The sequence below is a fragment of the Streptomyces sp. NPDC047917 genome (assembly GCF_043204345.1).
GTDB classification, from domain to species: domain Bacteria; phylum Actinomycetota; class Actinomycetes; order Streptomycetales; family Streptomycetaceae; genus Streptomyces; species Streptomyces sanglieri.
This window is the reverse complement of the sequence record NZ_JBIDCA010000006.1, coordinates 14,611-27,024: the sequence shown is the minus strand read 5'-3', so window position 1 is coordinate 27,024 and position 12,414 is coordinate 14,611. Positions and strand designations below refer to the sequence as shown.

The window sequence follows — 12,414 nt, the reverse complement described above, 5'->3', positions numbered from 1 at the left end:
GGCCGTGCTCTCTGCCGTCAGCGCTTTCCGCTGGTGTTGGGCTTGATCCGGTGGTCCCGGATCGCGTCCAGGATGTTGTTCTGGTTGGACGTGATCGACTTCAGGTTGACGGAGGTACCGTGCGCCACACCGTTGACCGCTTCGGACAGGGCGATCGCCGTCTCGCTGCTGCTCTCCCGCTCCTTCTGCTCCTGCGGGATGACCTCCTTGGCGAAGCTGTCGTCCTGACCCGGCCAGTCGCTCGTGGCGCGCACGTCGACGACGAAGTCGTCCACCATCGCGCCGATCGAGGTACTGATCGAGAACATCTGCCGCAACCCGGCCTGGATCCGGGCGGGTTCGGCGAAGTAGCCGTCGCTCATGGGGTGTTCAGCGCTCCTCGTCCTCGTCGATCTCGTCCCGCAGCCGGCGCCCCGACTCCTGCCGGGCCCGCTCCTCCGGGTCCTGGAGCACCTCGGGCCCGAAGATCCGCGCCCAGTCGATGTCCACCCCGGTGAGCTCGGGCACCTCGGTGCTGGGCCGGGTGAACGGCTCGAAGGTCTCCATGACCTGGCGGGCCATCTCCGTACGCGCCCGGCCGAACGCGTCCAGCACGGCATTCGACAGCTCGCCGGGCGACATCGTCCGGTACTTCCCCTCCAGGAACCGCAGTGCGGTCAGCTCGCCCTGCGGCCCGACCGTGACCTCCACCGACCGGTCCGCCGACCGCACGGTGCGGGTCGCCCGCCGCAGTTCGGCCTCGGCCTTCGCCACCCCCTTCTCGGTGGCCTCCAGCTCGGCCATCGCCGTGGCGAGCCGGGCCTCCACGGACCTGGCGTACGGCGAGACCTCACCGCGCCCCGCGCTCTGCGGCGCCCCGTCCATCGCTCCGCCCATCCGCCCGCTCACCGCCCGATCACCGTGGGCGTGCCGCCCTCTTCCGCGCCCCACACGTCCTCGTCCTCGGCCACCCAGTGGACCCGGTCGCGTTCACCGCTGCCGGTCGCCTGCCCGCCCTGGGTGCCGCCGCCCGTACCGCCCGCGACGGCCGTGGAGCTGGTGGCGGTACGGGCCCTGCGGGCGCTGCGTTCCTCGTCCGCGCCGCGCCGCCCGCCGGAGCGGGACGAACCGCCGCGCGTGCCGGGGCCGCTCTCCGTCAGGACGTTGCGGACGCGTTCGCCCGACGAGCCGCCCGCCTGCCCACCGGCACCCGCGCCACCCATCCCGCCCATGCCACCCATCCCACCCATGCCGCCCATCGGCATCATCGGGTTGAGAGGTGTGGAGCCGTCCGACGACGTGCCCGAACCCGAACCGATGCCCGTGTCCGGCAGGGAGGCCGGGGGCTGGCTGCCGGTGGCGCCGGGCGGCGCTCCCAGCGTCCCGCCCGGGTGGAAGGTGCTGTCGTACTCCTCGTAGTCGCCGTTGCCGGAACGGTTCTGACCGCCACCGGACGAGGAGTTGTTCGACGAGGTGTGGGAGTTCCCGCCCAGGGAGTTCAGATCCCGGTGGAGATCCCGGTCCAGGTCGTGGTTCAGATCGCGATTCAGGTCACGGTTCAGGTCGTGATTGAGATCCTGGTGGGTCGGCGGGGGAGTGAGGTGGTTGTTGGTGTTCGGCGGCCACTGGAACTGGTTCTTCGGGTTCAGGTCGGTGACCGTCTCCTTGCCGTTCTTGTCGATGCTCGTGACCTTGCCGGTCTCCGGATCGACGATCTGCCGGCTGCCGTCCTTGAACGTGGTGGTGAGCGTGCCGTCCTTGTTCAGCTTGGTGACACTGCCGTCCGGGTTGGTCACGCTCTGGCCCGGGTTGAGGTCCTGCACCGTGGTCTTGCCCTGGTGCGGTGTGACCGTGTACTTCCCGGTCTTCGGGTCGTACGTCACCCGGTCGCCGTTCGGGTACGTCGTGACCAGGTTGCGGTTCTTGTCGAGCGAGGTGGTCCCGCCACCGGGGTTCAGGACCGAATTGCCGGGGAGGTTGGGCGGCGGAATCGTCGGGTTCAGCGGGCCGGTGTGCGTCGTGTCCCCGTTGCCCTGGGTCGAGTCGCCGTTGCCCGGGTTGAGGATCTTGTCGATGTTCTTGTTGAGGTCGCTCGTCACGTCCTTGCCGGTGTCACCGCCGGGGCCGTTGCCCGAGTCACCGTTGAGATCCTTCGTGTCGGGATTGCCCAGCAGATCCTTCAGACCGCCCGGCCCGCCCCCGAAGTCGTTGAGCGACTTGGTGACGTTGTTCCCCATGTCACCGATGCCCTTGTTGAGGTTGTCCAGGGCCGTGTTGAGGTCCTTGCTGCTCTTGTCCGCATCCTCCTTCGCCTTCTCGGTCTTCTCCTTGGTGTAGAACTCCGTGAGCGACCCGGTGTTCTTGGTGGTGAGCGGCGACTCGAACGGCGTGGTGGCGTCGATCCAGGAGTTGTTGAGATCGGACAGCACCGTCATCGCCGTACCGTTCAGGCCGGCCTGGAGCCCCTCGATGTCCGGGTGCGGCTGCTCGATGAAGTCGTTCCACCGTTTGACGGCCTCATTGCCCACCGCGGCCCAGTTCTGGATGTCGGTCAGATCGCCGTACGTCGGATGCGGTTCCTGGAAACCGTCCTTGGTGGAGTACGTCGTCGTGGTGGTGGGGTTGATGACGTTCCCGGTGGAGGTCGTCGAGGTGATGAACGGGATGTTGTGCTGGGTCAGCCAGTTCAGGATGTCGTCCAGGACCTGGATCAGATGGAAGTGCGGGTCGTGCTCGTTGCGCCCCATCCACGCGTTCCAGGCCGTTCGCAGCGACTTCGCCTGGGTCAGCAGCGTCTGCTGCGCCGCCATCAGCTGCTTGGAATGGTTGGACTTCGGTGTAAACGCGGGATCCCCGACCGCGTCGAACTTGTCCCCCGCGCCCAGCTGTTCCTTGTAGTTGTCGTAGTTCCCGTTCAGCTGGTGCACCAGTTGCCAGAAGATGCCCGCGGCCTGGCCCTTCCAGGCCGACTGCTCGCTCCCCAGGGACTTCTCCCACCCCGCGAGGACCGCCGACTGGTCGACGAAGAACTGGGCCGCCCGGTCGAAGGCCTGGGCGGTGCGCTGGAAGGAGTTGAGGTCCACCACGTTCGCGTCCGGCACCGAGGCGCCGTTGAAGGACGCGCCGTGCGTGGTCTTCGAATCGATCAGGGCGCCCAGGGCCGCCCCCGGCCCTCCCATGTACTGGCCGAGCGGGCCGATGTCGAAGTCGTCGCCGTACTTGCCCTTGTACTTCCCGCCGCTCAGCGACTCATTGGCCTCCAGCCCCCGGCTGCGCCCCTTCTCCGACATGAAGGAGCCGATGAAGACCAGCCGGGCGTGGTACATCTCCACGCGGCCGTTCTTGTTGGAGTAGAAGTACAGGTCGTAGTCCTGGCCGTCGCTCTTCAGCGAACCCTGCGTGGCCGCGTTGATCACCGACTGGACACCGATCTTGTCCAGGCTCATCCGGAAGAGCGGGCTCTTCTCCTTGCTGCTCAGGCCGGTGAACAGGCCCTTGCGGCTGGGCATCGGATAGCCGGTCAGCTTGGTGACGGCCTGCCCCCAGTAGTCGTCGGCGTCGTAATTCTGTGAAGTGGGGGTCGACATGCGGAACGCTCCGGGGGCGAAGAAGGAGGATCGGGGCGGGCGGAGAAGAGGCGGTGCACAGACGGGCCGGCCCGGGCCGCCGGAGCGGCCCGGGCGGATCGCCGGAGCGGACCGCCCCCGGCGGGGGCGGGCGGGTCAGGTACCGGTCTTGGTGGTCGGACCCAGTTCCTTGTCCACGTCCGAGAAGATGTCGAGCAGCGCGGCGCCGTCGATCGATTCGAGACTCTTGCCCTGAGTGCTGAGCAGCTTCTCGATGGTCGTCAGCAGATCGCTCTTGATGTGCTTGAACAGCGTCTGCTGACTCTCGAAGATCTCGTCCACGGAGCCGGCCGCCTTCTTGACCGCCGCCACCAGGGACTGGCCGTGCACACTGTCGTCCGTCCCCATCAGACCGATGGCCAGCGCCGGGTCCTGCTGGAGCGTCCCCGGGGTGGTACGCCCGTCGAGGATGCTCTTGAGCGCCCTGAGACCGTTGGGGTCGTCCTTGCGGATCTTGTCCAGCGCCGTCTGGAAATCCGTGACGTCGTTCTCGGCGAACGACTTGAGGCTCTTGCCGTCGAGGTGGGTCAGATCGGCCATCGGGGGCTCCCGCTCAGCGGCCGATGGCGATCTCGGACCACATCTGCGACAGCGAGTTCTCGCTGTACTTGTAGTTGCCCGAGATGTCGGTCAGCAGGGCCGCGTGCGAGTTGAGCAGTGTTTCCATGTTCCGCACCGCCTGGTCCCAGGCGGCCTGCTTCTGGCGGTAGGTGTCGGCGTCGGAGCCGTACCACGTCTTGCGCAGCTCGCCGAGCTCCGCCTCCAGGGACGCGAGGGTCCGGGCGATCGCCTGGGTCTGGCGGACCATGTCGTCGCCGGCGTTGTTCATGTGGCCGTAGTCGACCAGGATGTAACCGTCGGTCAGGTTGTCGGGCATCGGGGAGACCTCGCTTCACTGCCTGGGAAGAGTGCCCCGCCGCGGTGGCGGCGAGGGGTGCCGGTCGTCCGGCGGACGGAACGACGGGATGCGTCGTCCGGGGCGGGTCCTACGCCATCAGGTCGTCGAACGCCTTCTGCGAGGCGCTGTACGCCTGGTTGATCGCGTCGTTGGACGAGCCCTGTGTCTTGCCGTGCTCCACCAGGCTGGTGTTGAGCTTGTCGACCATGTCCTCCAGGTTGCGGAGGATGATGTTGACCTGGTCGTCCCACTGCTTCAGCAGGGCACCGTACTGGCCGCCGTCGCTGCCCTGGTATCCCTTGCTCAGGTTGTTGCGGGTGTCGTCGACGTCCTGGCGGGACTTGAGGATTCCGCTGTAGGCGGCCTCAAGCGCCTGAATGCCGTTCCTGGTCGAGCTCTCGCTCGACTGCTGGAGGTTGCCGCCCGGTGCCGCCTGAGCGCCTGCGTCTGCCACGGTGTCTCCCATGCCTCAACTGCTGGATGGCGGTGATCCTATGATCAGATCCGTGGTGTGCTCAATGATCCTCGTCCGCATCTGAGCTTTTCCTGAGGATCCATCAACTTCTTTCACCCGTCGGCAATGCTCCGTTGCCCTTGCCGCCGTTCCCGTCACCCTCCGCCTGCGGGCAGGAGGGCGCCGTGGTGCCCACCGTGCGCCCCGCCGCGGCCGCTTCGGGGCTCAGGTCGGGACCGGACGGCAGCATCGCCAGGAGCGGTGACGGGAGCGCCTGGGCGGCGGCACCGTCGTACCCCAGCGCCTTCTGCGCCGCCTGGGAGAGCAGCCGGTACTTCACCCCGTCGTCCGCGACGAAGTAGGTGGTGGAGCCGACATCGGTGCCACCGGCACCCAGCGCCTTGACCAGCGCCCCGTGCCCCGGACGTACCGCCGTCGCGTCCACCGGCAGACAGGCCGGGACGATGTGCTCCGGCGACGCAGCGGAGGCAGGCGGCAGCGCGCCGAGCGGGACCAGCGCACCGGTCACCCGGGTGCCGTCCCCGTGATCGGGCCGCACCCGGGCGCAGGCCGCCCAGCCCGCCGGTACGGCCTCGGCGCGCGGCGGCGTGGCCGGCAGACCGGCCGGCACGGGCTCGCTGCCCTCCGCACCGGGCGCCAGCCCGGCCTTCACCTCGGCCGCACCGATCACCACCGCGGCCGGGGCCGCGCCGCCGTACGCCCGGTCCTTGGTCTCGGCGGCCCCCAGCGCCAGCGCCGCCCCGGTCTCGGTCAGCGGAACCAGCCCCTCCTTGCGCAACAGGTAGTACTGGCGTGCCGCCCCCGGAGTGCGCGACTGGAACACCTGCCCCAGCTTCGACGGACGCCCGCCCAGCGACGGCCCCGCCCCACCGCGGCCGGGCACGGCCGGCGGCACCAGGTCCGGCCCCTGCACCAGCGCGTCCAGGAACGCGGCCGACACCGGCCGGGGCGTCACCGACCCGTACCCCAGCGACACCGCGGCGCTACCGCTCCGGTCCAGCCGCAGCCTGCTGCCCTGCCAGACCAGGTACCGGGCCCGGTCCGGCCCCGACACCACCAGGCCCTGCCCGGCACCCATCCCGCGCCCATCGACCGGCGCACCGGCCACCAACGCGGTGAACGCACCGCTCCTGCCGGTGGCGCCGCCCGAACCCCCGGCGCCCGCCCCGGCCTCCGACGCGAGCACCGAGCACACCTGCCACGGGTCCTTCTCCAGGTCCTGCACCCCCGGTACGGAGTCCGGCGCACCCGGTATCCCGACCGGGGCGCCCACCGCGGTGCCCTTCAGCGACGACGTGCCCACGTCCTCGGACTTCAGCTTCCCGTCGCCGACCAGCAGCGCCGAGGCGTAGTTGCGCACCGGACGCAGCCGGCCGTCCACGTACACGTAACGGGCACCGGTCTCCCGGTTCACCACCAGGGTCCCCGACGCCCGCCACGCGTCGTTGCCGCCGGGGGACATGAGGCCGTACACCAGCGAACCGGCGGCCACCAGCGCGGTGATCACCACACCGACCAGCACCCCGCGGGTGGTCCGCCCCAGCGGGCTCTCCGGGGCGTCCGGGTCGGCGAGCAGCATCCCCGAGGTCAGCCGGCCCATCACGAAGGTGTGGGCCTGGACCTGGTCACGCTTGGACTGCATGTCGCATACCTTCCGGGTCAGCCGTTGATCGCCCGGAGCGCGGCGAAGACGCCGAGCACCCAGAGCGCGAGCGGCAGCAGGCTGATCGCCAGTGCCGAGTGCAGCAGTTCGGCCGCGCGGCCCCAGTACGGCACCAGCCGGCGCCCGGGCACCGTCCACGACACGATCGCCAGCAGCGCGGTGAACGCCACGAGCCCCGCCACCAGCAGCGGCCGCTCGTCGGCCGTCAGGGACGCGGCGAGAGCCAGCGTCAGCAGCGCGGCGCCCCAGATGCCGGGCAGCAGCAGCGCGAGCCGCTGCGGCACATTGACCATGCCGCGCCCGTGCATCAGCAGAAGCAGCGAGAGCACCGAGGCGGTCAGCGTCTCCGGCAGGTTCGGATCGTCGGCCAGCACCACGAGAGAGGCCGCGCAGACGGTGCCCGCCGCCCCGTAGAGCGCGGTCATCCAGCCGCTCGCCAGCTCGGTACGGGTGGTCACGTCCCCACCCGCGTAGGGCTCGATGCCCTCCTGGAGCTGCTGCGAATTGGTCGGCAGCGAAGGCATCCGCATCCCCGCCAGCTTGAACGCCAGGGCCGGAACGAAACCACCCAGCACCACCGCCAGCGCGGCGAGCACCGTCGCCGCGCCGTCCATCGTCAGACCGGCGGGCCCGGCCAGTGCCCCGCCCAGTGCGACGGCACACCAGAACACCGCCGTCGCCAGGAAGAACGGCACGGACACCGCCGCGAGCGCGAGCCCCAGCACCGCACCACCCGCACCGGCGGCCCCCGCCGCCAACAGCCGCGCCCCGAGCACCTGATGCACATCGGGTCCGCCCAGATCGCCGCCCGGCAGCAGCCAGCCGGCCAGCGCCAGATACGGACTCGCCATCGACCCGAGCACCGCGGCGGCCGCCGCGTCACCCACCGCCCGGCTCGCCGAGGCGGCCCCCGCCAGCAACAGCGCCCCCACCGCGCCGGCCCCGGCGGCACGCACTCCGGCCGGGCCGCCCGGCCAGGCCAGCAGGGCCAGTCCGGCGACCAGCGTCAGCACGCACAGGGCGCGCAGCAGCCGCCGGCTGGAGTCGGCACTCCAGCCGTGCAGCCGGTCGCGCACCACACTGGCGATGCCGTCGACCAGATCGTCCAGCCGCACTTCGGGCAGGGCGTCGGTGTGCGGGCGCAGATACAGCACCTCGCCGTCCTTGAGATCGAGGGTCTCCAGCGTCCCCTCGTCGTCCAGGGCCGGTCCACCCAGCCGTTGCAGCACCCAGCCGCTGTGGTCCAGGCCGTTCTCCTCCAGTTCCTCACCCGCGTAACGCAGCACGGTGGGAAGGAGATCGGCCACCGGAACATCGGCTGGCACCGCAAGGTCGATGGTCTTTTCGGGGGCACGTATGGTGAGGCGGCACAGGCCCGCCACGGAGCTGTCGGTCAAGGTCAGGGCTCGCGTTCTCGGGGACTTGTCGGATGCGACGTGGACGCGCTTGGTGATTCGGATGCAGACTACTGATCATCATCCGGGCCGTCGTCAACGGACCTCTCACGAGTCCCTGTTGGTCCGGAACCGTCCGGCTTGTGCGCCGGCCGGCACTCCTGTGCGCCCATCCCGGTCCGGTCCACCCGTCACGGCGGGCGGCCCGCCGCCGTCCGCGGCCTGCCGTCGCCGTCGTCGAAGGAGTCTGTTCGTTGAGTGTGGTCCTCTTCCGCCGCCCAGCCCGCCGTCGCGGCCCGGACATGCCCGAAGGAGAGCTGAACCTCCAGGAGCCACCGACCCTGCCGGAGACGGTTCCCGACTCCTCGGCGATCTGGACCTACCTCCCGATGGCCATGATGTCGGTGTCCATGATGCTGATGTTCATGCGTCCGGGCGGCGGCAGCAGTGTGTTCACCTACCTGGCACTCGGCATGATGGTCACCGCCTCGGCCGCCATGCTCATCGGCCAGATGATGCGCAAGGGCGGCGAACGCAAACAGCGGCTGCGCGGCGAACGGCGCGACTACCTGCGCTACCTGTCGCAGATCCGGCGCAGCGTCCACGAGGCGGTCGGCGACCAGCAGGAAGCCCTCGCCTGGCGGCACCCCGAACCCCGGGTGCTGCGCACCATGGTGCGCTCCACCCGGCTGTGGGAGCGCCGGGTCTCCGACGACGACTTCGCCGAGGTGCGCATAGCCGTCGGCGACCAGCAGCTCGCGCTGCGCCTCACCCCGACGGCGACCAAACCGGTCGAGGACCTCGAACCGCTCTGCGCCCACGCGCTGCGCCGCTTCATCAAGGCGTACGGAGTCGTCCCCGACCAGCCCACCGGGCTCTACCTGCGGTCCTGGACCCGGATCCTGTTCCGCGGCGACGAGCGGGCCGTACGGGACACCGTCCGTGCCGTCCTGTCCCAGCTCGCCTTCTTCCACCCGCCGGAGGAGCTGTGGATCGCCCTGTGCGTCGCCGACGAGCGGCGCGCCGAATGGGAATGGGTCAAGTGGCTCCCGCACAGCCAGCACGCCCAGGAACAGGACGGCGCCGGCCCCTCCCGGCTCGTCGCCTCCGCCTTCCGTGACCTGGAGGAGCTGCTCGGCGCCGAATTCACCGAGCGGCCCGTCTTCGACCCCGAGGCCGTGCCCGGCCGCGACGAACCGTTCACGGTGATCGTCGTCGACGGCACCACCGTGCCCACCGGCCACCGCCTGGACGGCCCCGGACTGCGCAACGTCGTCGTGCTCGACCTGTCCGGCGCCCTCAGCTGGCGCCCCGGCCGCACCACCCTGCGCCTTGACGTGCAGCCCGACGCCCTGAACCTCGTACGCACCGACCGCAGCCGCAAGGAGCAGACCACCCTCCTCGGCCGCCCCGACGCCATGGGCCCGGCCGCCGCGGAAGCGCTGGCCAGGCTGCTCGCGCCGTACCGGATGAGCCTCTCGGCGGACGCCGCCCAGCCGCTGGACACCGACGTCGAACTCACCACCCTGCTCGGCATCCCCGACCTGTACCGGCACGAGCCGGCCACCCTCTGGGAACGCTCCACCGGCGCCGCCCGGCTGCGCGTCCCGGTCGCCGTCGGCGCCGACGGGATCCCGGTGGAACTGGACATCAAGGAGTCCGCGCAGGGCGGCATGGGCCCGCACGGCATGCTGATCGGCGCCACCGGATCCGGCAAGAGCGAGCTGCTGCGCACCCTCGTGCTCGGCCTCGCCCTCACGAACTCTTCCGAAACACTCAATTTCATCCTGGTGGACTTCAAGGGCGGCGCCACCTTCCTCGGTCTCGACGAACTCCCGCACACCTCCGCGGTGATCACCAACCTGGCCGACGAAGTCGCCCTCGTGGAGCGCATGCAGGACGCCCTGCACGGCGAACTCGTCCGCCGCCAGGAGCTGCTGCGCAGCGCCGGGAACCACACCTCCGCGCTGGAGTACGAGAAGGCCCGCGCGGCCGGCGCCGATCTCGAACCGCTCCCCAGCCTCTTCGTCGTCGTCGACGAGTTCAGCGAACTGCTCTCCGCGCACCGCGAGTTCATGGACTTGTTCGTGATGATCGGACGGCTCGGCCGTTCACTCGGGGTCCATCTGCTGCTCGCCTCCCAGCGACTGGACGAGGGCCGCATGCACCAGCTGGAGAGCCACCTCTCCTACCGGGTGGGGCTGCGCACCTTCTCCGCGATGGAGTCGCGCGGTGTGCTCGGCGTGCCCGACGCCTACCAGCTGCCCTCCCAGCCCGGCAGCGGCTTCCTGAAGAGCGGCGTCGAGGCGCTGACCCGCTTCCGCGCGGCGTACGTCTCCGGCCCCTACCGCAAGCGGCGCGGCGCGGCCGTGCAGGCCAGGGTCGCCAGCCAGGTGATGCCCTGGACCACCGACTGGGTCGTGCCGCGGGCGCCCGCCCGTACCCCCGACCCCGAACCGGCCGCCTCGGCCGAGGAGCCCGACACCGGCGACACACTGCTCTCCGTCGCCCTGGACCGGCTGCGCGGCTCCGGACCGGCCGCCCACCAGGTGTGGCTGCCGCCGCTGGATCTGCCGCCCGCCCTCGACCTGCTGCTGCCCTCGCCCGAGCCCCATCCGGAACGGGGCCTGACCCCGGCGGGCACCGCGGGGCCGGGCAGGCTCAAGGTGCCGCTGGGACTCGTGGACATGCCGTTCGAGCAGCGCCGCGACCCGCTGACGGTGGACCTCTCCGCCGCCGGCGGCCACGTCGCGGTCGCGGGCGGTGCGCAGAGCGGCAAGTCGACCGTGGTACGGACCCTGATCAGCGCGCTCGCCCTCACCCACACCCCGCGCGAAGTGCAGTTCTACTGCCTGGACTTCGGCGGCGGCGCACTCTCCGCACTGTCCCGGCTGCCGCACGTCGGCGGCGTCGCCGGCCGGCTCGACACCGAACGCATCAGCCGCACGGTCGCCGAGGTGACCGCCGTGCTCAACGAACGCGAGCAGTTCTTCCAGGACCACGGCATCGACTCGATGGCCTCCTACCGGCGCCGCCGCGCCGCCGGGGAGTTCCCCGAAGAACCGCACGGCGACGTCTTCCTGGTCGTGGACGGCTGGGCCACGGTCAAGCAGGACTTCGACTCGCTGATCCCCACCTTCCACCAGATCGCCTCCCGCGGCCTCAACTACGGCGTCCACCTGGTCGTCACCACCGCCCGCTGGATCGAACTCCCCGCCCAGGTCCGCGACCAGTCGCTGACCAGGCTGGAGCTCAAGCTCGGCGACCCGATGGACTCGATGATCGACATCCGCAAGGCGGCCACCGTGCCGCGCGGCGCCGGCCGCGGCCTCACCATGGAGGGCAAGCTCCACTTCCTGACCGCCCTGCCCCGCATCGACGGCAGCGACAGCGCCGACGACCTCGCCGAGGGCGTCGCCGACCTGGTGGACCGGATCGCCGGACACTGGCAGGGACCGCCGGCCCCGCCGGTACGGATGCTGCCGCACCGCCTCCCGGCCGCCGAACTCCCGGAGCCGGAGCGCACCGAGGGACTGCGCGTCCCGATCGGCCTGGACGAGGAGACCCTCTCGCCGGTCTGGCACGACTTCGGGCGCACCCCGCACCTGATCGGCATCGGCGACAGCGAGAGCGGCAAGACCAACCTGCTGCGTCTGCTGGTCCGTTCCATCACCGCCAGGTACACCTCGGCCGAGGCCCGCATCCTGGTGGTGGACTACCGCCGCGAACTGGTCGACGCCGTACCCGAGGAGTACCGCCTGGGACACGTCGTCGCGGTCGACGCCCTGCGCGAGATGGTCGGCGGCGCGGCCCGCGCCATCAAGACCAGGCTCCCCGGCCCGGACATCGCCCCGTCCCGGATGCGGCAGTGCGACTGGTGGACCGGGCCCCGGCTGTTCGTCCTGATCGACGACTACGACATGGTCAGCGGCACCGGCTCCTACGACCACCCGTTCGCCCCGCTCCTGGACCATCTCGCGCTCGGCTACGAGGTCGGTCTGCACGTGGTGGCGGTGCGGTCGGCCACCGGCTCCGGCCGCGGCCTCAACGACCAGTTGCTGCGCCGCCTGGACGAGGTCAACACGCCCGGCATGCTGCTGTCCTGCCCGCCGTCCGAGGGCTATGTGTTCGGCAACGTGAAGCCGCGCAACCTGCCGCCGGGCCGGGCCCAGTACATCGTCCGGCGCAAGGCCACCCTCGTACAGACGGCACTGGCCGAGGAGGCCGGGGACTGAGCCGCACAACGAGGGGCGCGGGGGGGGGGGCCCCCCGGCCCCCCCCCCCGGGGGGGGGGCCCCCCCCCCCCCCGCGCCCCCCCCCCGGCGGCGGCCCCCCCGACCCCCCCCCCCGGCGCCGCCCCCGGGCGCGCCCCCCCCCGC

The 12,414-nt window shown here is 70.9% G+C and carries 9 protein-coding genes; 1 reads left to right on the top strand and 8 read right to left on the bottom strand.

The window, feature by feature from the left end; translation table 11 throughout:
* Positions 1-17: 17 nt before the first annotated feature.
* The 8 genes from ACGF8B_RS15475 to eccD all read right to left on the bottom strand — a co-directional run bounded on the left by ACGF8B_RS15475 (position 18) and on the right by eccD (position 8,038).
* Complete coding sequence (locus ACGF8B_RS15475; protein ID WP_392738413.1) at positions 18-362, bottom strand: hypothetical protein; 345 nt, start codon at positions 360-362, stop codon at positions 18-20.
* 7 nt (positions 363-369) lie between these two features.
* The gene (locus ACGF8B_RS15470; protein WP_392739276.1) at positions 370-864 is read right to left on the bottom strand and encodes a YbaB/EbfC family nucleoid-associated protein; all 495 of its coding nucleotides are present in this window, start codon (positions 862-864) and stop codon (positions 370-372) included.
* 20 nt (positions 865-884) lie between these two features.
* Positions 885-3,566, bottom strand: a complete 2,682-nt coding sequence (locus tag ACGF8B_RS15465) for an AAWKG family protein (RefSeq protein WP_392738411.1) — start codon at positions 3,564-3,566, stop codon at positions 885-887.
* A 135-nt stretch (positions 3,567-3,701) separates the two neighbouring features.
* On the bottom strand, positions 3,702-4,145 hold the full coding sequence (locus ACGF8B_RS15460) for a type VII secretion system-associated protein (RefSeq protein WP_342280486.1): 444 nt from the start codon (positions 4,143-4,145) through the stop codon (positions 3,702-3,704).
* 13 nt (positions 4,146-4,158) lie between these two features.
* The gene (locus ACGF8B_RS15455; protein WP_259930064.1) at positions 4,159-4,482 is read right to left on the bottom strand and encodes a WXG100 family type VII secretion target; all 324 of its coding nucleotides are present in this window, start codon (positions 4,480-4,482) and stop codon (positions 4,159-4,161) included.
* 109 nt (positions 4,483-4,591) lie between these two features.
* Positions 4,592-4,957, bottom strand: a complete 366-nt coding sequence (locus ACGF8B_RS15450) for a hypothetical protein (RefSeq protein WP_241196407.1) — start codon at positions 4,955-4,957, stop codon at positions 4,592-4,594.
* A gap of 103 nt (positions 4,958-5,060) precedes the next feature.
* On the bottom strand, positions 5,061-6,620 hold the full coding sequence (eccB, locus tag ACGF8B_RS15445; RefSeq protein WP_392738406.1) for a type VII secretion protein EccB: 1,560 nt from the start codon (positions 6,618-6,620) through the stop codon (positions 5,061-5,063).
* Positions 6,621-6,637: 17 nt separating this feature from the next.
* The gene (eccD, locus tag ACGF8B_RS15440; protein WP_392738403.1) at positions 6,638-8,038 is read right to left on the bottom strand and encodes a type VII secretion integral membrane protein EccD; all 1,401 of its coding nucleotides are present in this window, start codon (positions 8,036-8,038) and stop codon (positions 6,638-6,640) included.
* Between the two features lie 299 nt (positions 8,039-8,337).
* Here eccD and eccCa point away from each other — a divergent pair, with 299 nt between their 5' ends.
* Positions 8,338-12,270 carry a type VII secretion protein EccCa gene (gene eccCa / locus ACGF8B_RS15435; RefSeq protein ID WP_392739274.1) on the top strand — a complete coding sequence of 1,311 codons (3,933 nt, stop codon included), beginning with the start codon at positions 8,338-8,340 and terminating at the stop codon, positions 12,268-12,270.
* Positions 12,271-12,414 lie beyond the last annotated feature (144 nt).

Coding starts and splice junctions, on each gene's coding strand:
- ACGF8B_RS15470 (WP_392739276.1), bottom strand. CDS start 864: ATGGACGGGGCGCCGCAGAGCGCGGGGCGCGGTGAGGTCTCGCCGTAC.
- ACGF8B_RS15465 (WP_392738411.1), bottom strand. CDS start 3,566: ATGTCGACCCCCACTTCACAGAATTACGACGCCGACGACTACTGGGGG.
- ACGF8B_RS15455 (WP_259930064.1), bottom strand. CDS start 4,482: ATGCCCGACAACCTGACCGACGGTTACATCCTGGTCGACTACGGCCAC.
- eccB (WP_392738406.1), bottom strand. CDS start 6,620: ATGCAGTCCAAGCGTGACCAGGTCCAGGCCCACACCTTCGTGATGGGC.
- ACGF8B_RS15475 (WP_392738413.1), bottom strand. CDS start 362: ATGAGCGACGGCTACTTCGCCGAACCCGCCCGGATCCAGGCCGGGTTG.
- ACGF8B_RS15460 (WP_342280486.1), bottom strand. CDS start 4,145: ATGGCCGATCTGACCCACCTCGACGGCAAGAGCCTCAAGTCGTTCGCC.
- eccCa (WP_392739274.1), top strand. CDS start 8,338: ATGCCCGAAGGAGAGCTGAACCTCCAGGAGCCACCGACCCTGCCGGAG.